General features: G+C 33.9%; 15 protein-coding genes and 1 tRNA gene. 4 read left to right on the top strand and 12 right to left on the bottom strand.

Translation table 11 applies throughout. The annotated features are described in order from the left end of the window. The first annotated feature begins 12 nt into the window (after window positions 1–12). The gene (gene mce, locus V7719_RS10540) at window positions 13–417 is read left to right on the top strand and encodes a methylmalonyl-CoA epimerase (protein ID WP_335729867.1); all 405 of its coding nucleotides are present in this window, start codon (window positions 13–15) and stop codon (window positions 415–417) included. Window positions 418–504: 87 nt separating this feature from the next. Next, window positions 505–578 (top strand) — tRNA-Ile (locus tag V7719_RS10535). 256 nt (window positions 579–834) lie between these two features. On the opposite strand, the gene V7719_RS10530 is transcribed toward V7719_RS10535, so the two are convergent. From V7719_RS10530 to V7719_RS10485, 10 genes are all read right to left on the bottom strand, one after another. Next, on the bottom strand, window positions 835–2,373 hold the full coding sequence (locus V7719_RS10530; RefSeq protein ID WP_335729866.1) for a sugar porter family MFS transporter: 1,539 nt from the start codon (window positions 2,371–2,373) through the stop codon (window positions 835–837). Between the two features lie 24 nt (window positions 2,374–2,397). Further along, window positions 2,398–3,879, bottom strand: coding sequence for a glycoside hydrolase family 30 protein (locus V7719_RS10525; protein WP_335729865.1), 1,482 nt, complete (start codon window positions 3,877–3,879; stop codon window positions 2,398–2,400). Window positions 3,880–3,892: 13 nt separating this feature from the next. Then, a complete protein-coding gene (locus tag V7719_RS10520; RefSeq protein ID WP_335729864.1) occupies window positions 3,893–4,759 on the bottom strand; it encodes a glycoside hydrolase family 16 protein in 867 nt (288 codons plus the stop codon). Window positions 4,760–4,777: 18 nt separating this feature from the next. Continuing rightward, window positions 4,778–4,981 carry a hypothetical protein gene (locus tag V7719_RS10515; protein ID WP_335729863.1) on the bottom strand — a complete coding sequence of 68 codons (204 nt, stop codon included), beginning with the start codon at window positions 4,979–4,981 and terminating at the stop codon, window positions 4,778–4,780. A 60-nt stretch (window positions 4,982–5,041) separates the two neighbouring features. After that, a complete protein-coding gene (locus tag V7719_RS10510) occupies window positions 5,042–5,743 on the bottom strand; it encodes a hypothetical protein (RefSeq protein ID WP_335729862.1) in 702 nt (233 codons plus the stop codon). Further along, the gene (locus V7719_RS10505; protein ID WP_335729861.1) at window positions 5,740–8,997 is read right to left on the bottom strand and encodes a carbohydrate-binding protein; all 3,258 of its coding nucleotides are present in this window, start codon (window positions 8,995–8,997) and stop codon (window positions 5,740–5,742) included. The genes V7719_RS10510 and V7719_RS10505 overlap by 4 nt, the downstream gene beginning before the upstream one ends. A gap of 166 nt (window positions 8,998–9,163) precedes the next feature. After that, window positions 9,164–10,765, bottom strand: a complete 1,602-nt coding sequence (locus V7719_RS10500) for a PKD domain-containing protein (protein WP_335729860.1) — start codon at window positions 10,763–10,765, stop codon at window positions 9,164–9,166. 113 nt (window positions 10,766–10,878) lie between these two features. Continuing rightward, window positions 10,879–12,645, bottom strand: a complete 1,767-nt coding sequence (locus V7719_RS10495) for a RagB/SusD family nutrient uptake outer membrane protein (protein WP_335729859.1) — start codon at window positions 12,643–12,645, stop codon at window positions 10,879–10,881. Between the two features lie 10 nt (window positions 12,646–12,655). Further along, window positions 12,656–15,739, bottom strand: a complete 3,084-nt coding sequence (locus tag V7719_RS10490; RefSeq protein ID WP_335729858.1) for a SusC/RagA family TonB-linked outer membrane protein — start codon at window positions 15,737–15,739, stop codon at window positions 12,656–12,658. Window positions 15,740–15,837: 98 nt separating this feature from the next. Continuing rightward, the gene (locus tag V7719_RS10485) at window positions 15,838–17,331 is read right to left on the bottom strand and encodes a T9SS type A sorting domain-containing protein (protein WP_335729857.1); all 1,494 of its coding nucleotides are present in this window, start codon (window positions 17,329–17,331) and stop codon (window positions 15,838–15,840) included. A 319-nt stretch (window positions 17,332–17,650) separates the two neighbouring features. On the opposite strand from V7719_RS10485, the gene V7719_RS10480 reads away from it, so the two are divergent. Further along, complete coding sequence (locus V7719_RS10480) at window positions 17,651–20,488, top strand: triple tyrosine motif-containing protein (protein WP_335729856.1); 2,838 nt, start codon at window positions 17,651–17,653, stop codon at window positions 20,486–20,488. A 236-nt stretch (window positions 20,489–20,724) separates the two neighbouring features. Here V7719_RS10480 and V7719_RS10475 read toward each other — a convergent pair whose 3' ends face one another. Together V7719_RS10475 and V7719_RS10470 are read right to left on the bottom strand one after the other, a co-directional pair. Continuing rightward, on the bottom strand, window positions 20,725–21,246 hold the full coding sequence (locus V7719_RS10475) for a DinB family protein (RefSeq protein WP_335729855.1): 522 nt from the start codon (window positions 21,244–21,246) through the stop codon (window positions 20,725–20,727). Window positions 21,247–21,276: 30 nt separating this feature from the next. Further along, window positions 21,277–22,113 (bottom strand): hypothetical protein, encoded by an 837-nt coding sequence (locus V7719_RS10470; protein ID WP_335729854.1) that lies wholly within the window; start codon window positions 22,111–22,113, stop codon window positions 21,277–21,279. 195 nt (window positions 22,114–22,308) lie between these two features. Here V7719_RS10470 and V7719_RS10465 point away from each other — a divergent pair, with 195 nt between their 5' ends. Further along, window positions 22,309–23,295, top strand: a complete 987-nt coding sequence (locus V7719_RS10465) for a helix-turn-helix domain-containing protein (RefSeq protein WP_335729853.1) — start codon at window positions 22,309–22,311, stop codon at window positions 23,293–23,295. The last annotated feature ends 175 nt before the right edge of the window (window positions 23,296–23,470 follow it).

Below are 23,470 nucleotides of genomic sequence, written 5' to 3'. Positions count from 1 at the left end.
GGAACACTAAAGATGAAAAAAATAGAACATATAGGGATTGCTGTAAAAGACATTGAAGTGTCAAATGCTTTATTTGCATCACTCTTCGGAAAGAAACACTATAAAACTGAAGCCGTGGAGAGCGAAGGTGTCATGACCTCGTTTTTTAAGGCAGGGCCTAATAAAATAGAGTTATTGCAAGCGACGAATGAAGAGAGTCCGATCGCAAAATTCATAGAGAAAAAAGGTGAAGGGATTCATCATATAGCTTTTGCTGTATCTGATATTGAAAAGGAGATTAAGCGATTAACGGCCGAAGGTTTTAAAATGATACACGATAAACCAAAGAAAGGTGCCGATAATAAACTGATTGCGTTTTTGCATCCAAAAGCTACAAATGGCGTTCTCATTGAGTTGTGTCAAGAAATTGAAGAATAATATTGATACAAATTCCTTGTAGAGTATTAAAATATGTAGTAATATTGCACACTCTTTTAAAGAGAATATTGTTATTTATAACAATAGGGTCCCATAGCTCAGTTGGTTAGAGCACCTGACTCATAATCAGGTGGTCCTTGGTTCGAGCCCAAGTGGGACCACTTTTAAACCTTGATAATCGTAGAGATTGTTGAGGTTTTTTTATTGAGTGCGACACTATATGCTCAAATAACTTTCTTTAAACACCTTCTGTCATTGACTTGTAGTCAAATAGTGTTTTGAAATATAGTTAAAACTCAAAGGCTGTACAGGACCACCTTAAACCTTTTATAACCCTAATAAACAGTGACATTGAAAGAAATACAAAACCCTGAACTCAAGTATATGCTCAAATTAATTTGATTTTTATTCCGAAGTTTATCTAACTAACTCCTTTTCTAATTCTTCCAAAGATCTCCCTTTAGTTTCTGGTAATATTTTTAAGAGTATAAAGAAACCAATTAAGGCTATAGCTCCGAATATGAAAAAGGTTAAGGCATTTCCAATATTTGATAGTTCCCATGGGAAAATTAATTGCACTAAAGAACTGATTAGTGAGTTGACAAAAGCAATTACGCCTATAGCTAAACCTCTATATTTTAACGGATATAACTCTGATAATAAAACCCACATTACTGGGCCAAGTGAAAAGGCAAAACAAGCTATAAACCCTAGAATTCCAATTAATATTAAATTGGCGTTTATATTGGTTGCCGCCTCTAAAATGGCACCATCGTTTTTACTATAAATTTGGTTTCCTAAAGCGGATTTTATATCGTTTTTAAAATCGATATCATTATCATAAACTTTATCTGCAAAAGGCAAAAGTTTTTCAGAATCAGAAAAGTCAAACTGAGATATTTTTTCTTTTGGAAGTTGATATGTAGCTTGATTAAAGCCATAAGCACACAATAATAAACTAATAGCAATTCCCGCTGTACCAATTAATAATAAAGGCCTTCTGCCCATTCTATCAATTAAATAGATAGCAACAAAAGTAAAAATCACTGAGATTGAGCTTAATAAAACACCTGATGAAAAAGCAGCATCTGTACCAATTCCTGTTTGTTTAAATATTGATGTTGCATAGAAGTAAACAGCGTTGATACCAGTAATTTGTTGAAGAACACCAACAATTAAGCCTATAACCAAAATAAAGCGCAGCGATCGTTTTAATAAGTCTTTAATTTTTAATTTCGATTTGTTCTTCTTATTAGCATTAATATTTTCTTCAATAGAAGCAATTTCTAGTGCTCCATTTTCTTTTCCGTGGATTTGAATTAACACTTGTTTCGCTTCTTCAATTTTTCCTTTTAAATACAACCAACGTGGGCTTTTTGGCACAAAAAACAAGAAAATAAAATAGAGTATAGCTGGTATTAATTCTACTCCTAACATCCATCGCCAAACATTTTCGTCTGTAAGAAAGCTACTGTCTGTGGTATTGTATTTATTGAAAAAATAATTACTTAAGAATGCTGCGAAAAAACCAAAAACAATATTTAGCTGTTGTAAAGAGACTAGTTTGCCTCTATTTTCTGCAGAAGAAATTTCTGCAATATACATAGGTGCTAACACTAAAGCGGCACCAAAAGCTAAACCACCAACTATTCTAGCTATATAAAGCATTTCATATGATGTTGCTAAGGCAGATAATAAGGCAGAAATGGCATATAGAAAAGCTACGTAAATGAGTATTTTTTTTCTTCCATAGGTATCACTTAGTCTCCCTGAAAACAGCATAGCGAACATAGCCGCAAACGAAGGCGAACTTACCACCCAACCAGATTGGATTTCACTTAAATCAAATTCAGGACCAGCAAAAGACATGACACCTGAAATAATACCAGCATCAAAACCAAAAAGGAATCCACCTAAGGATACTACAAATGCAATAAAGACAAGTTTTTTATTCATAATTATGTATTGAAAACTAAAATTTTAATAAACTACAGATTGCATTGCACGAGGTTCAATTTCTAGAACCGCTTCACTATTACCAATTATTAGTTTATAGGTTATTTTAGTATCTGTTGGATTCATAACTACAGTAACAATTTTACCGTCTTTATTTTTAAACGATGTGCTTTCTATTGTAGTTCTGCTTGTAGATGTATTTATGCGTAAAGCACCAGGTTTTATAAATTTAGAAAAGTGACCAATATAGTAATAGGTAGGCGTATATATTAACTCATTTGTTTTTGTATCTGCATGAATTGGTGCGAAACAAAAGTTCTCAACATGGTTTGGACCACCGCGTTCATCTAATAAAATATTCCAATCTGTCCAACCTACAACGCCACTATTAAAGTCGTTAATCATAGAGTTTCCATAACGTTCTGCATTTGGCCAAAAGTGTAATCTTTCTGTAGCAAAACCCTCTTGACATCCTTCAGTAAACAACAAATTTTTAGAAGGAAAAGATTCGTTTATGTTCTTAAGATTATCATATTTAGGTAATCCGCCTGTCCAAGTTTCATACCAATGAAAACCAATTCCCCAAGCATATTTAGAAGCTTCAGAATCTTCGAAAATAGTATTAGCTCTATTTGTAATTAAATCTCTGTTGTGATCCCACACCACAACATTTTTATCTCCCATACCTGCTTTTTCTAATGTTGGACCTAAATAGTCTTTTAAGAAATCGCGTTCTTCTTCCGCTGTGTATATGCAAGATTCCCAGCGCTGTGTAGCCATAGGTTCGTTTTGTATTGTTAAACCCCAAACAGGAATTCCCTCTGCTTCATAAGCCTCAATAAACTTTACATAATAGTTAGCCCAAGTTTGGCGAAATTCAGGAAGTAATTTCCCTCCTCGTAGCATGTTTTTATTACTTTTCATAAAGGCGGGCGGACTCCAAGGGCTTGCATAAAAAACCAAATCATATTCTATTAAATCGATAGCCCTTTTGATAAATGGTAATCTCTTTTCTCTATCCTTTTCTATTGAAAATGTCTTTAATTCTGTATCTCCTTCTTCAATATATGTGTGACTACCCAATCCAAAATCACTACTATGAATACTTGTTCTAATAATATTATATCCAATACCATCTTTACCAAAATAAGATTGTAGCAGTTCATTTTGCTTTTCTGGGTTTAAGGTTGAAAAAACTTCTGCCGAAGCATCAGTTATAGCACCACCGATGCCCAAATATTCCTGAAATGTTTTTTCCGGATTTACAAAAACGGCTATTTCAGTCTCTAAAGGTTGTACCTTATCTTTAAAAGTTTGCTCACCAGTTTTAGTTAAACGTAATTCGGTATCCTTAGCTGTTGTATATACTTGAAGAGACTTGTTTTTGTAACTTTCCATGGGTGGATTAGATACATTTTTGGTTGTTGTTACGTCTTTAATTTTAGCATCTGTACAAGATGCAATTAAAACTAAAAACGCTATTAGCTTATAATATTTTCGAGTCATGTTCAATGATATATTATTTTCGGTATTCGTGCTTTACCCAATCTACTTCCATCACCCATTCTCCTTCCATTGGTGAGTCGGTAATTTTTGCATAGTTAAGAATAGCAAACATGGCTTCAGGATATTTATCACCTTCACCAACATTACGATACACCTCTTTACCATCAACACGATAGACTAAATCACTTTTTTCCCATTCTACTGAATATTCGTGATAGTCGTTTAAGGTAGCATCGAAAGCTTTACGCAAAGTCCACCAATCTCCTTTACCACACTCGCCTAAGTTTTTGATGGCTCCTGTGGTAAAACTATTTTTATGGTGATCTCCGTGATGTTCAAAAATATCGATCTCACCAGAACCTGTCATTGGCCAACAAATTGTTTCATTTGGCTCTTGCACTGGTGGTTCGTTATTTTGCGCACCAAGAATCCACCAAGCTGGAAACATACTTGGTTCTCCATTACTTCCTAATTTTAACCTTGCTGTCCATTTACCTTTAATAAACTCTTTTCGATTTTTTGAAGCGATACGACCAGCCACATATTGGGTTTCTGGATGCTGTTTTCCGTGTTTATCGAAATTATCACAGCTACGTTTTTCTCCAATATTAACCACTTTTAATTTTAATGTCCCATCACTAACTTCTCTTGTTCCAAATTCATTATCAGGCACATAGCAATGTGTTTCATTGTTTACCCAAATGCGTTGGTCTTGCCAATTATCTGGATTGAAAGTATCGAAGTTATCTATGAAATCTACTTTCCAAACTTTAGATTCTGCTATTTCTTTGGTATTTTCTTTATCTTTTGATATACAGGATAGTGAGCTCATTCCTATAAGGAATAAGCCTAGTAAGTTATAATAATATGCTTTTGTCATTATTTAATATTTTAATTTTTAATTACTAGCAGATTCAATAGTTGAGTACAACTCATAGTCATCAATGAGTCTTAAAATTAATCCTTTGCTTAATAGACCCATGTTTGACAAGTCATCGTTTTGTGTTACTAAAACTTCTAAACTATCTTCAACTTCTTCATCTCCATAATAGGGTCGTTGCGCTTCCAGATATTCTATCACTCGTTGTTTAAGTGTTATCATTTTATCTGCTTAGTTGAATTGCTTAAGCCATTTTTGCTTTAAATAGACCCTTAGCTATATCTAGTTCACTCCAAATTGAAAAATTTGCGAGTTAGACGCATTACCAATCTCATCTGTTGTTACGACTTTCCAATAATAAACTTGTCCAGACATTACAGTTACATTTGTGTTAGTAGTACTTGTATTTCCTGCCTCTGTAGTTGGTGGATTTGATGTATCAAAATATATTGTATAAGATGCTATATCATTGTCAACATCTGACGCCTCCCACTGTAAATTAACTACACCTTCATTGACACTCGCACCAGATTGAGGGCTAACAGCATCTGCCGGAAATGGCGGATGGCTTTCTTCAGGAAGACCAGCATTATAGAATTTCCAAACTGCACTTTCAGCTGTTTCGGTAGTACCGCTAGCTAAAGATTTTACTGACCAAGAATATGGTGTACCTCTTAAAATGCGTATCAAAAATTCATTTGAAAGTGTACTTATGTTTCTTGAAGTCCCATCATTTAAATCTGTAATCTGCAATTCATAAGAACTAGCATTAGTTGCTTCTTCCCATTGAAATAACACATCTGTTTCAGTATCAGAAATTACAATACCTTCATTACATTCGGTATTATTTTCAGGAAATATAAGTGTTGCTGCTGTTGGAGGATCTACAGTATTTACTTCTCCTTCTCCTTCATCACTGCTACAAGAAGCAACAATGATTATTAAAAATAAGCATATCGGAATTATTTTTTTGAACCTATTCATTGCTTTACCATTTTATAATTATATGTTTTTTCTGTGGTGACTATTCTCAAAATGAAAAAGCCACTTGTTATGTTTGACAAATCAACCCTCAATGTATTCGTGGTTGCGTTGAATGTTTTAGAAAATATTAGTTTTCCTGCTAAATCATAGATTTCTACAGGCACTGTAGTCATACTTATGTCTCCTGTATTAATAAATAAAGTATTGTGAATTGGATTAGGATATACTAAAGGTTCAGTATTTACAAGTATAGTTTTCTCATAAACTCCTTGACAATCTTTATTTGTCCTTACACTTAACTCGTTAATACCATTAGATAGTTGTAACTCTATTTCACTCTCATCCGTAATGAATGTCTCGCCATTTAAAGTGACATAGTAAACCTCTCCTCCGTCTGCAGTTACGTTTAGGCTTGAAGAGTTGGCAATCCTATTTAAGTTAACACTCAATTCATCTGGCTCAATCACTATGACTGTAAAACATTGCTCGTAGTTTGGCTGTCCATCTATTGTAATGCATAGATTATAAGTGCCCGCTGATAAATTTTCGAAACTAATGTCTGAAGTAAACATTTCAGTTGCTGCATAATTTCCCCCTGTAAGGTTGATTGTATAGTTGTAGTTTTCTAATGCTGATAGTGAAATACTACCATTATTTGCAGATCGACATGTTTCACTAAATACAGCTATCGCATAATTCTCTGGTGATAAGTTGAAAACCGCACAACCTGTTAGATCAACCACTGCTCCTTCTGGTGTATTTGGACAAAGATCATCATCATCTAAAACTCCATCTCCATCACTATCAGGATAATCGAACTCCATCCAATTAAAATTAAATCCACCTGCTAGAACCTTCATTCTTAAAGTATGAACTCCTTCTTCAATAGTTAAGTTATCTATAACCGTTTCCCATGTTTGCCAACCATTTGTAATAACAGTATTAACAACAATTAATTCTGTTTCAACATCATTGCTATCAACAGAATACAATCCAATCTGTCCCTCGCTAAATCCTGCGACTCTAAATTTAATTCCATAAAGACCCGTTGCAGGCACGAAAATAGAATAGTCGGCATAATCTCCAGCATCTGTAAATCCTAAATTTTGACCACCACCTTCATCAATAGTATCTTCTAATCCCATGCCTACCATAACATCAAAATCTTCGACTTGAATGACAGCAGGTATTATAACACGATCTGGAGCTATATTATTAATCACTAAATCTGTAAATGTATTTAAAATTTTTCCAGACTCTGATTGAATTGCAGTTCCTGCATAACTTACCGTTATTACATCGCCTAAAAGAAAGAAATCTTCAAGGTTAAGAATAAACAAGCGATCTCTTAATGGGTCTGCTGTAACAGATGTAACGGTCTTTTCTTCACCGTTAATAAGAACAGTGAATTGATCTGCAGTAGCGTTTAATGATGATGCCAAAACAGCTTCACTAATTGTAACCTCTAAAGATTTTTCATCTTCCCCAGTTTTACCATTTAAAGCGGTTAGTGCCAATGCATCTAATGTTCCTGTATTTTCAAATTCGATACTACTATAATTTGCAGGAATACCATTATTAATATGCAATTTTAAAGCGTGTTCTCCTGCTGGAAGAATAATATCATTAATTTCATAAGTGGCAAATTGTGTCCATCCTCCTGTTGCACTCACAACTTGTGTGGTCGTTACTTCTTGATCGTCTATAGAAAGGAAGAATTCTCCTCCAGTTTGTTCTGTAGCTAATCTTATACTTGCTTTGTATACAGCCGTTTCATCTACCTCAATTGTATATTTCATCCACTCGCCTTGCTCAACCCAACCTACATGAAATCCGTTGCTATTTACATTATCTGTATTTTTTTCAATATCTACACCATCATTTCGGTAAGACCATCCGGTGTTCCAAGCTTGAAAATCACCGCCCGACAAATGATAGGTAGCATCTACAGTATCGTAATAGGCGAAATTATTTTTCCCTAAATCAAAATCCGACATATGAACCACTCCAGGAATTGCTGATGGTGTTCCATGATAAGGAATAGTTTCATCGGTTTGCACTTGTCTTATTAATGCATCAGGCACGTCCTTTCTAAAGCTACTGTTATCTACCAACAGATTGTCTGCGAGTTCCATCATACTATTAAAAGCCTCTGTAGCTGTTGGTTGCAGTCCATTACCTTGCCAGTAATCTAAAATATCTTGATAACCTGGATTAAGATCAATATCGTAAGGGCTATTTAAACCACCAATTTTACGAACGGCCCACCAAGCCCAACCAATGTTATTGTCTTCAAATAAAGAGACAGCATCAGTATACCAAGTGTTAGAATTTTCTCCTGATTCTCCCATCCAAAGCGGAACGTTTTGTTGCTCTCTTAATGGTAAAATCCAATCTAAATCATTAACGTTATTTGTGTTCCAATATTTATGAAAACTGTAAACCATATTACTATCCCAAGGTGGTGTTAAACCACTGTGATCATTGGCGTACGAGTTACCTTCGATATATATTATATGATTATCACCAACACTTCGTATACCTGCAGTAATATCCTCAAAGACTTCGCGTAATAATGTGTTACCTGGTAAATCATAATGGGTTTCATTGATAAGGTCATAACCACCAATCCATTCATTATCTTTATAGCGATCTGCTATTCTGGTCCATAAGGCTACAAGCTTATCTCTATTTTCTTGACTTTCCCACAACGATGGATATAAAGGATTATAGTCGTTAATTTCTGCTGAAGCAGTACCCTGTCCACCAGGTGTAGCATGCATATCTAAGATCACATATATGTCATGAGGTGCTGCCCATGCTAAGACATCGTCTATCAATTCAAAACCTGTTTCTATCCATGTGTTTTCTCCCGCAACAGGTTCTTCCTGAATCGGAAGCGTAAATAGATTATAGTGCATAGGGATACGTATACTATTGAATCCCCAAGCAGCTAAAGAATCTACATCGCGTTGGGTAAAGTGGTTTTCTCTCCATTGGGAGAAAAATGTTTCTGTATTGGTTTCTCCCATTAAATCAACCAACCTCTCTTTTATCTCATGTTGAGTACCTGCAAACCCAGAGGTTTGCATCATATAACCCTCCATGATTTGCCATCCACCAGGACCATACCCTCTTAAAAGAACTTCCTCGTCATTTGCATTGACTATTTGTGTTCCTTGTGTGTGCAGACCTTGACTCCAACCTAAAGAGGTCATAATCAAAAATCCTAAAAGGAGTATATAATTTTTCATAGTTTATTTTTAAAAAAAGGTAAAATGCCGTTAAGGTTTGTTTTGAATTGATTACTTGAAATTTACAGAGCTCTACTGGCCTAAATTGACCAGTAAAACTTCATAAGGACTAACTAAAACAAAAATTGAAATCAAAACACTTAACCATCTATCCAAATGGATATTATTAATTCGTTTTTATCATTGTAACATTATCAATTATGACACCGCCATCACCAAATGTGAAACCACCGCTTCTTATAACAACGTAATAGGTATCAGCATCTAAAGTAATAGTACCATCAACACCAGTACAACCTGTTGCAGCCATGGACCCTGAATATGTTACTGTATTACCACAATCCCAAGAGTTTACATTTAATACTCTTGTGGCACCGTTACTTTCATTATAATCAGCCCCTTCAACTGGTGCTCCAGTTCCAACCCATACTTCAAACCATAGTTCATTAATACCATTAGTAGTTATATTCATGTCTAAAAGATAATCTCCAGCCTCATCAATTATTACTGCTTGGTTAATTCCGGCATGTCCTTCATTACCCCAAGAACCAGATGGTATATCAGTAATTTCATCAAATACAGCTACTCCACTAGATATAGTAACTACTCCATTTCCAGACCCATTATGTTGTATAATTGACCAAGCCGAATTATCATCAAAACCTCCATTTGCAATAAGGTTAGGGGCAAATGTTACATTTCTTATAAGTTCTGAAGAGCCATCACTATTTGTAGCGGTAAGTTTGACAGGATAAATACCTTCCTCAGCATATGTATATGTTGGATTTTCTTCTGTAGAAGTACCAACTCCATCTCCAAAATCCCATGCATAAGAGGTTGCATCAGTTGATGTATTTGTAAATGTTACCGTAAGATCTGTTACTTCAAATGTAAAGTTAGGAATAGGAAGAAATAAAGGAGCCATATATTCAATACCAGGTAGCAATGGTGTCAAAGAAACATTATCTAAAGAAAGACCTGTACCATAATCACCACCACCACCTCTAATAACAAAATATACAGTGCCTGTAGTATTGAATTCAACCAATCCTCCACCTTCGCCAACACAGCTAATTTCAGTAAGCGAGCCCTCGAAAGGTTCATTGCCACAGCCATCCCAAGTATTCAGCCCCAAACGAATGCCACCATCAGCATAATCTTGACCTGGCACTGGAGTTTCCGCTCCAATATATACTTCATACCAAGAATCTGTTAGTCCGCTTCCTGATACTTCCATATCAATTTGATAAGGCACATTTGCTACAACATGCACTGGTTGATAAATTCCTTCTTGTCCAAAGCTTCCGCCAGTCCAAACGGCTGTATCACCTGTAAAGTTTACATCAACACCATCTGAAATTGGCAAAATAGTCCACTCATCACCACCATTAAATTCTCCATTCAACAAAATATTTGGTCCTTCAAAATCTTGGTTAATTACTATAGTTTGGATAAACTCAGCTTCTCCTCCTTCTGTAAAAATTTTAAATCTTACATTATAATCTCCTGCACTAAGATATACCTTAGTAGCTTCATAACCTTCAGCAGAAGAGTTATCACCAAAGTCCCAATGTGTGTACCAATTCTCATTGCTTGGTGTTGCAGAGAAAATAACTCTATTGGGATTTTCTGGGTCTAAAATAAAAGTAAATACCGCATCCTCACTGGTAGGCGGAGGGACTGTAAAATCATCATCATTTGCACAGCCAGTAGAAATCAAAATAATTCCTACCATTAAAATCCTACTTAAAAATTTTATTGTTTTCATGTGTTAATATTTATTGTTTTTTAAGGTCACATGCTGTTCGCTATTTATCACTCCCTTGAGTAATAATATTTTTAACATGCTCGTTTCATGTGTTATTTTTTAGGAGTTACGCATTAGTAACCTGGGTTTTCTATAAGATTATCATTGTTGTTTCGTCTATCTTGACCTATTGGTAAATAATAGTGTCTTTCGGAAAAACTCATAGGTAATGCTTCTGCATCAAAAGTTTCATAGGTAAATGTTTCGTTCCCAAACATATCTATATGTCTTAGCGTTCTCACACCTTCAACCTGAATACTTAAAGCTTCTGTTGCGATTCGCCATCTTCTCACATCCCAATAACGATGATCTTCAAAGGCAAGCTCCAGTTTTCTTTCATTACGGACTCTATCTTTCAACGCATCACCTGAGTAAGTTTCTAATCGAAGATTAGCGACTAAACCAGCTCTAGTTCGAATTACTTCAATATAGTCTCTTGCGGGTGATTCCATTCCTAATTCAATGGCAGCTTCTGCGCCATTTAAATACATTTCTCCTAATCTGAAAATAAGGCAATCTTGACCTGAATACCATTGCGGTACGAAAAGCGGGTTAGCTCCATCTTCTAAATACTTTCTTACATAAAAACCAGTTTTTGTAGCATCAGGATGAACACCAAGTCCATCTTTGCCAATACCTGTTCCGCTCCCAGTATCAATACTTCCACCTGTTTCAGTTCCATACCATATTTGTACAGGCAAACCTTGAAAGATATCATTGTTTGTTAATATGGTTCCTTTAAGACGTGGGTCTCTGTTTTCCCAAGGATTATTTTCATCATAACCAGAACCACTTTCGTTTGGCAAAAGTCCAGTACTCAATACTTCATAACTATCTACAAGCTGTTTTGTTGGTGACATACTTGCTCCCCAGTCTAGTCTATAGCTAAAGGGTACATTATGTAAATCATACTCATGTCCTTTTTCGAAAGGAATCCAAATTTTGGTAAATATGGCTTCATCATCCGTTTCATCAAGAAATAAATTCGCATAATTAGTTGTTGGATCTGTATATTGATTGAACATTGAATATCCACCTTCTAGAATTACAGCTTGTGAAGCACTTAAAGACATTTGGAAGTAAGAATCTGCATTCGAAGCTGGAATACCAACCACTCCATCTAGTTGTACTGAACCATATTTTGCAATACTACCTGCATATAATGCCGCTCTAGATTCTAAAGATTTAGCAGCCCATTTTGGAGCTCGTCCTTTTTGAGCAGACCATCGGTCTGGCAACAAATCAAACGCTGTTTGTGCATCAGATAAAACTTGATCATACACTTCTTTTTCAGTATTTCTAGAAGGAAATAACTCGTCTTGTGGTGTCGTATCTGGATTCTGAGGCACTAGTATAATTGGTACTCCTCCGTAGCGTTTTGCTAAAGCAAAATAACAGTAGGCTCTTAAAAAATGCATCTCACCAAGTCGGTTGTTGCGTTCTTCAACAGTAAGTACACTTGTTGGAGCTTGTTCTAAATTTTCAATTGAATAATTAATTTTCCAAATCACATCATAACCCCACCAATCTAATGGCCAAGTATTATTAGCAGTTCCCCAAATTCCTGGTCTATATTGGTTATGTAACCCTGTCCATGAATATGTGCCACGCGCTAAATCTGATATAGCATCTCTTTGAGAACCACCAACATCCCAAAAACTTTCTAAATAATCCCAAGGCATTCTGTCATAAATTTTAAATAAGTACGTATCCATGAGGTCTCTATCACTCCATACGTCATTTTCAGTTATTTGATCCAATGGTGGTTGATTCAAAAAATCATCTTCACAAGAAATGAATGAGAATAAGAGTACTGTTAATATTATTTTTATTTTTTTCATAGTAGTTTTTTTAAAGTGATACATTAACACCAAATGTTATGGATTTTGTTTGTGGATAATACCATCCAACAGAGGATGTATTTTGAGGATCAAAATCCTCATCGTAATCTTTAATTACTAATAGATTATAACCAGTTACAAAGACCGTCATCTCATCAAAACCTAGGTTTGTTTTAAATTTTGGTAGAGTATAACTTAGGTTAATATTCTTAAATCTTAAGTGATTTCCTTTCCTTAGCCAAAAATCAGAGTGCCTGTAATTGTTATCGTTAAACCCACCATCTGCAATTCTAGGAAAAGCTGCATTAGTATTTTGAGGCGTCCAATAATCTAGTTGGTAATCGTAACCATTAAAGCCATTTCTAAGAGGACTTTGAGCTTCACCATCTAAGTAAATATCATAACCAGCAGCACCAGTTAGTAATACAGATAAAGCAAAATTTTTGTATTCAACTCCTAGATTTAAAGAGTAATTTACAGCAGGTTTATCGCCGTCTCCAAACACTTTTTGATCTCTTACATCTATAACACCATCTTCGTTTAGGTCTCGATACCTAACATCACCGGGTTGTATTGTAGAATTTCCATTACCGTCTTGTACTGCCCATTGGTCAATCTCGTCTTGGCTTTGAAACAGGCCTGCAGAAATATAACCTCTTCTAAGATTTGTAAACCCACCAGTGACGGTTAAGTTTTCGGCCATGAATGGGTCCTCTTGAAGTGTTTCATCAATGAACACAGCTTTTTCTCTTGATTTTGAAAAATTTAATAAGGCATTTATTTTTAAATTATCAGTCAATTGTTTTTGATAATTTAATGAGAATTCAAAACCTTCGTTTGAAAATTCGAATAGATTTTGATCTGCCACTGCTACACCTAATGTACTTGGTACACTTGAAGTGGCTCTAGCGATAACGTCTTCTCTCTTTCTAAAGAAATAATCGAATGATACTGTGAGCTCTCTATTAAATAAAGAAGCATCGAAACCTACATCATAAGTGGTATTAGTTTCCCATGTAAGATCTGCGTTTGCTAGAGCGGTATTATCAATTGTCGGAATGGCTGTATCATTGATTGAAAAGAAGTGATTGTAGTTAAAACCACTTAACCATTGGTAAGCGGCAGTGCCATCAAAACCAGCCGTACCTACTGAAGCTCTTAATTTGAAGTCAGAAATAGTCTTTTTTAAAGGTTCAAAAAACGTTTCATCAGATAATCTCCAACCTAATGAAATCGACGGGAACAATCCCCATTCTTTGCCTGGAGCAAAACGTGATGAACCATCATACCTTAAGGTAGATTCTATAAAATATTTTGACTGATAATCCCAACTAAATCTACCAACAAAACCCAATCGATTTTCGCGATATTCACCACCATCAGCTCCTTGATTCTCAAGAGATCCTGCAAAAAGTTGATCGATTAAAGTAGATTGGAAATCTTGACGTCTACCACTAAAATTTTCCCCTTGCGCTTTTTGTACTTCCATTAATGCTAATGCTGAAATACTATGATCCCCAAAAGTACGCTCGTAATTAATAGACTCCTGCAACACATATTGATTGCTATAGCTTGTCCCCTCTTCTAGAACTGTTTCACTAAATGCTCCTGGTGGAGTTGCTCGGAATACATCATAATCCCCTGTTTGACTATTTAGAGTATAAAGGTTGTAAGTTTTCCCCCAGTCTTTTTGAAATGAAGTATCATAAATAAGAGAGGCATATGTTTTTAAACTAAGGCCTTCTACTTGATTAATATCCCATTTTAGAGATATTTTAGCATCGAAATTGTTATTTCTTCTACGAAAATACCCAGCATTAAAATCTTTTATTCCTTCTACTATATGATTTGGACTCACGCTAGGTTTTGCAGGTGTTCCATCCGGATAATAAGCTAAATCTGTTGGAAGCGCTCTACTTAATTCTCTAAAAATATCAAAGGCTGAATAAGCTGGTGCCTCATTTAACTTTCTACGAGCACCAAGGTTAAATGTTAATTGTAAATTATCAGTAATCTTGGCATTAATGTTAGATCGCAAATTGTACTGTTGATAAGAAAGCACGTCTGCATTATAATTAGAGCCTTGATCTAAATAACCAGCTGACACAAAATAATTTATCTTTTCTGTACCGCCTGTAAGGTTTAAATTATGACGTTGCTGAAAGCCCCAATCTTTTATAACTAAATTTTTCCAATCTGTATTTGGATAATTAATAGGATCTGCACCTGATCCAAATAACTCAATTTCTTCTTCTGTGTAAAAAGGTGCTTGATTCGAATTCCTTAAACCTTCATTTAAAACTTCACCATATTGTGCAGAAGTCAAAAAACCGGGGTATGAGGTGAGTGACGTATAAGTGAATTGATTGCTATACGTTAGTTTAGGCTTTCCTATTTTTCCTTTTTTTGTAGTAATTAAAACGACGCCATTACCACCTTGCACTCCATAAACAGCTGCTGCTGCTGCATCTTTTAATACCGAAATACTTTCGATTTCATTAGCATCTAACTGATTTATATCTCCAGGAGCACCATCAACAATCACCAAGGCATTACCAAAATTTCTTACTTCAAAGGAAGAATTACTAAAACCGGGTTCACCCGAGGTTTGCCTTACAAATAAACCTGAAGCCAATCCTTCTAACCCATTACTTACAGAAGCAACAGGTAATTTCTTTAATGTTTTCTCATCGACAATTGAGACTGCAGAAATTAACTTTCTTTTTGATTTAGTACCATATCCAACTACTACAACTTCATCTAAAGTATTAGTATCTTCAATTAAGGTGATTATCAAATTTGTTACATCTTTTATCTCTATTTCCTTAGTTACATAGCCTAAATATGATATCACAAGGATATCACCTCTTGCAGCCTCAATAGAAAAATTACCATCAAAATCGGTTGCCACACCTCTAGCTGTCCCTTTAATAATTACATTTACTCCTGGTATAGGCAGTTTTGTTGCATCATCAGTTACATTTCCTGAAACCGAAATTTGAGCCAAACCTATACTCATGCAAAATAAAAGTGCTAGAGTAAACAGGTTCTTTTTCTTAAGGTTTTTTGAACAATTTAAAAATATTGTCTTCATATATATTTGGTTTAGCTTAGATGGTTAAATATTTCCATTCATTTGAGCCTTTATAAATCCCTAGCCTTCTAATTAGTTGATTTGAGATATTGCAATTGCTATTGTTTAATCAATTTTTTAGTTTCTGTTCCTAATTCGGTACTAATTTTTGTTATATAAATTCCAGAAGTTAAGTTTGTAGCATCGATAATTGTTGTTGCTGTGTTAGGGTTTAAAGCAATCACTCTTTTACCAAGTATATCAAATACTTCTATTGTATTGATAACTACATTTTTAGTAGAAATACTCCAAGAATTATTTGTTGGATTTGGATATATTTTTAGGCCTTCAATTTGAAAATCATTAACACTTAGTGCAGTAAATTCGCCAAATATAAAATCATCTATTTGAAAAACATTTTGAGCGGGGTCAACTCCACCATCAAAATTAGTTTGAATATCAAAAAACAATGCTATTTTAGTATTATCAGTAGAGCTAAAGCTTGAAAAATCAAACGTAAGTGTTTGCCATGCATTTGGTGTAGTATAGTCAGCAGTTACAACATGCTCCGTTCCACCACTTTCAACTTTTATTGTAAGTGTTGATGTTCTTGGTCCATTTACATTAATTGAAAAACCTCTATCTGCTGAAGATAAATCTATTCCTGCATCATTAATATATTTTACTTGAGACCACCAATCGTCATTTACACCTGAAGCTGTAGCAACGCCACCAGTTTCAACATAATCAAGAAGACTCTCATTTCTGAGTGGAGTCGGTAAACTAAAATCAAAACTAAAATCAGAAACTGGTGTAGTAACTGCACCAACAAAAATTTCTTGAGTAGTTTCATTAGAACCTGCAGCACTTGTAGCTGTTAAAGAAACAAAATACTGACCTTTATAAGCATACGTATGGGTAGCCGGATTTTCATCGGTAGAAGTTGAACCATCTCCAAAATCCCAAGAATAGCTTGTTGCATCTGTAGATGTGTTAGTAAAAGTAGCATCTAGATCTGATACAGATGTTGTTTCTGTAAAGCTCGCAACTGGTTGCGCTACGTCAGCAACCATAGTTATATTGTCCAATGTTACTCCTCCAGTACCCCAAGTTATTCCACCTGTTCTAACAAGATAGTAATAGGTAGTGCCAGCATCTAGCTGAATTTTCCCATCTAAACCTTGGCAACCTGTAGCAATCATAGAACCAGAATATGTATTTGTTGTAGCTCCACAGTCCCAAGAGTGAAGAGTTAATATTTTTGTAGCATTATACTCCACCCCATCTACAGGAGCTGCAGTACCAACATGTACTTCAAACCAGTGTTCATTTACTCCATTTGTTGTAACATATGCGTCAAACTCATACCATCCCGTTGATGGAACAGTAAATGCTTTGTAAATGGCAACATGGCCTTCGGCTCCCCAAGAAGCAGTACCATCAATAACATCAAATGTAGCTACGCCACTAGCAATAACTGCAGTTGCATTATTATTTCCATTTTGTTGGATAACCGTCCAAGCCGACGGATCATCAAAAGTTCCATCTGTAAATTGAGCAAAACCAAAAGAGGTAGTCAAAACCAAAATAAATAGTAAAGTAATTTTTTTCATAATAATAGTTTTAGTTAATTGTGTATATAAATGCATCAAAATAATTGTTGTTGAACATGCTATTTAGAATTAATTTTGAATTTGATTAAGTGTTGTAACCTAAAGAAGGTTATTTGGTGTGCAACACTACTATGAAATCAAAACATCTCTTCAAATGTAGACTTTATGGTGTCCTAAAAGTTAAAACACACTACATCAAAAACTCATCAGTAATTAAAATAAAACTCATCAAAACCTCTCATAAAATCAATTTCACATCGATTTTACAAGCATTAGTTAATTTTATTAATACATTAGATTAATTAATAAAACTCACGATATGTATTTTCGAATACTGAATTTGATTTTAATGCTTTTGTTTACCAGTGAAATTTTTTCACAAGCAAATGATTTTATTAACTTGAATAGAATACCCCTGAAATCACATTTTGATTCAGAGGATTATAAGGGAAGTATTCAAAACTGGAGTTTTGATCAGGATGAGAATGGCATTTTGTATGCTGCAAATAATGAAGGTCTTTTAGAATTTGATGGAAACAAATGGAATAAATACAGGGTTCCTTTGGCAACAAAAATTCGAGTAGTTAAAGTAGATAGTAAAAACAGGGTTTTTATTGGTGGTCAAAATCAAATAGGCTATTTTAATAACACTACAAATGGCTTTGAGTTTACCTCATTAGTTGATAATCTCGAGGCTAGTTCTAGGTCGATATCAGAAATCTGGAAAATTATTGAAGTTGATGAGAGTATATTTTTTAATACAGAAAGTAAACTCTTAGTTTTTAATGGTTCTGAAATAAAAGAATTGGAAACACCAGGTGTTTTGCATGCTTCGTTTAAATATAAAAATAAGCTAATTGTTCAATTTCATGAAGAAGGTTTATTTGAGTTTGTTAATGACGAGTTTCAACCAATCTCAGGGACAAATTTATTACCAGAACTAGTTGGTATATTAGAAAAAGATGATGATGATTTTTATTTCAGCAGAATAGGAATTATCTACAAGTATGGTAAATCGAATGTGCCTTTTAAAGATTATTCAAAGGAATTTGGATCTATTAATTCAGTTATAAAGCTTAACAACGGGGGTTGTGCTATAGGCACTCAAAATAATGGCTTGTTTATTCTTAATTCTAACTATACTATAAAGCAACACTTAACGAAAAATAATGGTTTATCTGACAGAACAGTAAATTCGGTTTATGAAGACAACTATAATAATTTATGGATTGCATTAAATAATGGGATTGATTACTTAAAAATGAGTTTACCTTTTTCTTTTATAAATGAAGAAGTAGGTGTTGAAGGTACAGGGTATGCCTCTCATAACTTTAAAGAAACGATTTATTTAGGCACAAGTAATGGTGTTTTTACACAAAACCATAAAGAGGAGCCTAAAAACTCTATTAAATACCAGTTTGTTTCCGGTAGTGAAGGTCAGGTTTATAATTTTTCGCAAATTGATAATGAACTTATTTTAAATCACCACCAAGGTGCTTTTAAAATTAATGGTAATAGTTTAGACAAATTTCATGATATTGGAAGTTGGAAATTTATTAGAACAAGTGATCCAAATCTCATAATGGGTGGAGACTATCAAGGCATTAGATATTTTAAGAAACTAAATGGTAAATGGAATAGAATAGGAGAAATCCCTAACCTAACAGAATCTTCAAGAATATTAGAATTTGAAAATGACTCTACGCTTTGGATGACTCACGGTTATAAAGGCGCATATAAATTAGAGTTAGATAGGAACATGCAACTTAAAAATGAGATTCAACATTTTGGTAAACATAGCGGGTTTCCGTCTAACATTTTAATAAGCTCATACAAACTGAAAGGAAAATTAATCTTTACATCTGAACAAGGGATTTATGATTTCGACCCTAACACTTTAAAATTTTCTTCTAACACCTTTTTTAATGAGATGCTTGGCAAAGACCATGTAAGTAAATTAGTAACTGCTGAAGATAATTCTATTTACTATATTCAAAATCTAGAGCTCGGTGTTCTTAAAGAGGAGAGTTATGGTAAATTTCAAAAAGAAACCTCAGTATTCAAGCATATTAATAAATTTATAAATGATGACCTTCAAAGTATTTCTATTATTAATGAGAAGAATATTCTAATTGGTGCTAAAGAAGGTTTTATCCATTACAATCCTTTAAAAAAGCATCATATAAATAAAGATTTTTCCGTACTGATCAGGTCTATTGAAGTTACTAAAAGTAAGGATTCAACTTCAACCATTAATCCATCATTTACAAAGGCCTTAGAAATAAACACAAACCAAACCATCAAAATAGAATATACTTCCCCATATTTTGATGGCTTTGAAGACCTAGAGTATAGCTATAGATTGACACCATTAGATGATAACTGGTCTAAATGGTCTCCAATGAGCGAAAAAGGTTACGAACACTTACCATATGGTCAATATACTTTTGAGGTTAAAGCACTTAATTTATATGGTTTAGAAAGTGAAATATCCACTTTTTCATTTGAAGTTTTAACACCATGGTACGCTACTCAAACAGCTAAGTTGGGATACTTTGGTATTGGTTTACTCACCTTTATTTTAATACCAGTAATTCAACGTAAAAAGTATAAAACAGAAAAATCAGTTATTACCGAGGAGAAGGAAAAAGAACTTAAGATTAAAGATGAAGAAATAGACCAATTACATACCGAAAAGTTACAAACAGAACTCGATCTTAAAAATGGACAATTGACATCTATTACTATGCAATTACTAAAGAACAAGGAATTTATACAAAATGTTCAAGATAAAATTGGCTCAACATTAGATGAAGGTGGCTCTAAACAAGAACTAAGACGACTAATTAAAACTATTGATCAAGAATTATCCGACAATGATTCTTGGGATCAATTTGCTTATCATTTTGATCAAGTGCATGGCAATTATTTAGAGAAATTATCAAGAAATAATATTCATCTTTCACCTAGAGAAATAAAACTAGCAGCTTTCTTAAGAATGAACATGAGTTCTAAAGAAATATCAAAACTTTTAAATATAACTACAAGAGGAGTTGAACTCGCTAGATATAGACTCAGAAAAAAACTCAAACTCAAACGCGAGCAAAATTTAGTTGAATTTTTAATTGATTTGGATAATAACTCGTTGGGTAATTAATATTTGAAAGCAATAAAAGATGGATAAATCAATGCTCAAACCTTTATGCATCCATACTACTCCATATCACTATTTTGAGATAGCTATAGTATATTGAAAACTCCGTATTACTCCACAACACTATACATTACTATAATATATAGTATTCCAAGTGGGACCACACTTAAAGCCCTTCTTTTTAGAAGGGCTTTTGCTTACGTCTTATTTCGTGCATTTATTCAGCATTTTAAGCTGGATTAGTTATAACCATATTGTGGAGGTTTTATATTATTTAAGCGCAAATAAAGCACAGCTTTTGCTCTATGGTTTGTAATATGATCTCCCATAAACAAAAGGGACTGCCATTTTGTTAATGAAAAAACACCTCCAGATTTCCCTATGGATTGTAAGTCTGAATCTTTTAAAGATTTTAATGATTCTAAAACGGTATTAAAGCTTTTTTCTAAATCATTAATAATCTGAGTTTTTGTCATTCCTGAAGCCCTTTTCTCTTTACCAATATAGCTTTCTTTTAGAATAAACCGTGTATGCATAGATAGCAAGCTATTGCTAATGTGAGTCATCTGTTGACCAAAACTCTTTACACCTTCTACAGGTGTATACTTATAATTATTTTCTGGCATTGCTCTAGCAACAGCAATAGTGTTTTCTTTTGCAAGTTCCCATACAGGGATTTGTTTTTTTGAAAAATCAAAATTCTCCTGTGCCCTTACATTAAGGCTCAACAGGCATAGTGTAAATAAAATAATGTGTTTCATCTGTTTGTGTTTATTGTTTTTAATTAATTTCTAAAATCCTAATTCGTACTGAGAAAATAATAAGTAAAGTGAAATTATAATTGTAATACATAATACCAAAGTGCCAATTACAAAATAACGTTTCATTTTATACCACATGATAAGGCCGGAAATAGCCCAAACTATCAGTAAGAATGCTAAACAATCTGCAAAAAATACCCACATCCACTTGACAGAGAATCCATTAGTTGGATATCCATGTACCTGATGAAGGTTTACAAGGAAATAATTCATTTTAAATTCTCGATTATTCAGATTTCTTACCCGATAATTACCATTTGTTAAATTGTACTCGACCTTATAATCTTTATCATTATGGCTTACATTGAATGTCAAATTGGGAATACGTTGAACTCTCGATTTACCAGGAATTAATTGCTTTTCCCTCAGAATATTTTCCATGTTTTCGAATAAATCATATGTCGAAACTAAGCTATCTAGCTTTATATGACCTCTTGACACCGTTGTATTATCAACAAAATCTGGAAGACTCATAATTTCTATTCGAGATGAAGGAATATCAACTTTAACGCGATAGTCTTCAAGGTCATTGATGTTTCTTAAAATCATAAGGTTGTCATAGTCAACATCAGTTATTTTTCCTTTAAACAGCTCCCCTTTATCAACCAAAGAGTCCTTCACCGAATTTGCTAATATGTCCAGATTTGGAAACATATTATTAAAACTATGTTCTTCGTTTAAAGTAAATGTTTCTGAATTCCGATTAATGAGCCATGTAGGATGATTAAATAAAAGGGCCGAAAGACCAAAAACAAAAAGGTATGGAATCATGATAAGACCTGCGTACATATGAACCCTTCTATTCATAACATGGAATTTATACTTCTTTTTAGTCATAGTTTCTTAGGCTGTTTTTCTATTATCTTTTTAGGTTTATTGTTCAAAACTAAAGTTTCAACATCAAGATAATCTCCATATTACAGGAATGTGGAAATAGATTTAAGAACATTTTAACAGATAACTGCTAGTGATAATAAATATCTTTGTACAAAGTTTAAACCGATGGATATTGCTTTAACGATTTTCTCAAGTATTGCAGTTGTGAGTTGCTTATTTATGACGACCTATTTTTTAATCGTTAGGAAGGAACATAAGATTAGAGACTTTAGTTTAGGGTTTTTATTTTTAGCTATAGCAATTAGAATATCAAAGTCAATTTTTTCAGATATTTTACTAGACATTTCATATTTAGTAATTGCTCTAGGTCTATTGGGAATAGCGGTTATGGGGCCTTTAATCTTGCTCTATTTTAAGCATTCAATTGTAAACACAAAGACTTTAAGTCCTAAATACTTATTGCACCTCATCTTTCCAATTGTTGGTTTTATAATTATGATATTACCCAATCGGAAAGCTCGAGATATTTATTTTATGGCGACTATTGGCTTAGGTATGTACCTAGCTGTTGTGGGATATAAATTTATTTATAACAGGAATGTTTCGTCATTATTAACGAAATGGCACAATGCTTTATACTATGCAATGTTTGGGTTATTCTCTTTGTTTTTGCTTCAAATAATTATTGGAACTGCACAATTTTACACTGTGAGTATCGCTTTAATGTCCTTAACTATTTATATACTGTTTTTTATAGCCATAAAATCTCCTGTTTTAACCCGAAAGGTGACGCCTGTTCAGTTTCCAAAGGGTTTATTGGACAATATTGTTAAGGCAATCGAAAAAGATAAAATTTATATACAGCCAGCTATAACATTAGCACAATTTTCTGAAGCTATTAACACACCTAGTTATTTGGTTTCAAAAGCCATAAAATCAATATATAGAAAAAATTTCCCTGAGGTTATTAATAGCTTTAGAATACAAGACATAAAAGCAAAACTATCTCATATTGATTATGCTAACGAAAAGATTGAAATTTTAGCTTACGACGTAGGATTTAATACGTCGTCAGCTTTTTATCTTGCTTTTAAAAAAGAGACCTCGATGTCACCAAGGGCATATCAAAAGGAATGTCGGATGAATTACTAGAAAGTCAATATTTTGATCGATGCTCAAACCTTTATACATCTATACTACTCCATATTACTATTTCGGCACTCAAAATATTACTCGATTACTCCGTATTACTCCACATTACTCTTTCTTACTATATTATAACGTAGAACAAGTGGGACCACAAGTAAAATTAAGCCTTGCAGAGATG

This window comes from Psychroserpens sp. (assembly GCF_036960315.1).
Lineage (GTDB): Bacteria > Bacteroidota > Bacteroidia > Flavobacteriales > Flavobacteriaceae > Psychroserpens.
The sequence above is the reverse complement of the archived record's forward strand: the minus strand, read 5'-3'. Positions and strand labels throughout refer to the sequence as shown.

Coding starts and splice junctions, on each gene's coding strand:
- mce (WP_335729867.1), top strand. CDS start 13: ATGAAAAAAATAGAACATATAGGGATTGCTGTAAAAGACATTGAAGTG.
- V7719_RS10475 (WP_335729855.1), bottom strand. CDS start 21,246: ATGAAACACATTATTTTATTTACACTATGCCTGTTGAGCCTTAATGTA.
- V7719_RS10465 (WP_335729853.1), top strand. CDS start 22,309: ATGGATATTGCTTTAACGATTTTCTCAAGTATTGCAGTTGTGAGTTGC.
- V7719_RS10510 (WP_335729862.1), bottom strand. CDS start 5,743: ATGAATAGGTTCAAAAAAATAATTCCGATATGCTTATTTTTAATAATC.
- V7719_RS10505 (WP_335729861.1), bottom strand. CDS start 8,997: ATGAAAAATTATATACTCCTTTTAGGATTTTTGATTATGACCTCTTTA.
- V7719_RS10500 (WP_335729860.1), bottom strand. CDS start 10,765: ATGAAAACAATAAAATTTTTAAGTAGGATTTTAATGGTAGGAATTATT.
- V7719_RS10515 (WP_335729863.1), bottom strand. CDS start 4,981: ATGATAACACTTAAACAACGAGTGATAGAATATCTGGAAGCGCAACGA.
- V7719_RS10470 (WP_335729854.1), bottom strand. CDS start 22,113: ATGAATAGAAGGGTTCATATGTACGCAGGTCTTATCATGATTCCATAC.
- V7719_RS10525 (WP_335729865.1), bottom strand. CDS start 3,879: ATGACTCGAAAATATTATAAGCTAATAGCGTTTTTAGTTTTAATTGCA.
- V7719_RS10485 (WP_335729857.1), bottom strand. CDS start 17,331: ATGAAAAAAATTACTTTACTATTTATTTTGGTTTTGACTACCTCTTTT.
- V7719_RS10490 (WP_335729858.1), bottom strand. CDS start 15,739: ATGAAGACAATATTTTTAAATTGTTCAAAAAACCTTAAGAAAAAGAAC.
- V7719_RS10495 (WP_335729859.1), bottom strand. CDS start 12,645: ATGAAAAAAATAAAAATAATATTAACAGTACTCTTATTCTCATTCATT.
- V7719_RS10520 (WP_335729864.1), bottom strand. CDS start 4,759: ATGACAAAAGCATATTATTATAACTTACTAGGCTTATTCCTTATAGGA.
- V7719_RS10480 (WP_335729856.1), top strand. CDS start 17,651: ATGTATTTTCGAATACTGAATTTGATTTTAATGCTTTTGTTTACCAGT.
- V7719_RS10530 (WP_335729866.1), bottom strand. CDS start 2,373: ATGAATAAAAAACTTGTCTTTATTGCATTTGTAGTATCCTTAGGTGGA.